Here is a 721-nt window from a genome sequence, read left to right as displayed (position 1 = left end):
GCCGTTTGAGCAAGCGCCCCCACCATGCGCCCACGCGCATGGTGAAAAGCATTTTCTGCATTGGCTGTGGATTCCTTCAAGTACTCAGGGTCAAACCACCCTTTAAAATGCTTTCGTGTTTGGTTTTGGAAATGCGCAATATCGAGGCTAAAGGCTCTTAAGTCTCGCTTGGCAGAGGCGATCCCCTCTTGCAGATGATTGACAAAACGGACAACAAGAGAAACATCCATGATTGCATCTTATCCTAACATTTGGCTTTCATATTCTTGTTGTTTAAGGCGCGCGAGTTCTTCTCGATAGGCAATCACTTCCAGCCAATCCATCTGATTGATCTCTAGAGCAGACCAGTGGTAATAAAGAGCTAGCTCTGCTCCAAATTGTCCGGCATAGGGGATTGGTGTTTGGGAAAAAAAGAAAAAAAAACCTTAAATACGGCCATAAGATCAACAATATCAAGACGATTAATCAGTTCAACAGATTCATGAGACATATCGGCTAAAAGCACGGCTATTCCTTCCATCGCCTCATGGGTAAGCAAAGCCTCACAAACTTTAAGAATGAGAACATCATTGCTCAATGTTGTTTTATCCTCTTCTAAGCCAAGCAGAACAAGCTTTGCCAACTGCGGTCCAATCAACACGGCTAATTGGCGTGCTTGCTTGAAGTTTGGGCGATAAAAGATCAATTTCTGCCGTATTGATTCTTTGCCATCACTCTCCTT

At 44.0% G+C, this 721-nt stretch carries 2 protein-coding genes; both read right to left on the bottom strand.

The genetic code is table 11. The features are described 5' to 3' along the window. Positions 1-230 (bottom strand): hypothetical protein (locus ACFINC_RS10690; protein ID WP_375617200.1); only part of this gene is annotated, 230 nt, incomplete at its 3' end. 131 nt (positions 231-361) lie between these two features. Beyond that, positions 362-721 (bottom strand): hypothetical protein (locus tag ACFINC_RS10685; protein WP_375617199.1); only part of this gene is annotated, 360 nt, incomplete at its 5' end.

The organism is Bartonella sp. AP58NXGY, assembly GCF_042195785.1.
In the GTDB taxonomy this organism is placed as follows: Bacteria; Pseudomonadota; Alphaproteobacteria; order Rhizobiales; family Rhizobiaceae; genus Bartonella.
The sequence above is the reverse complement of the archived record's forward strand: the minus strand, read 5'-3'. Positions and strand labels throughout refer to the sequence as shown.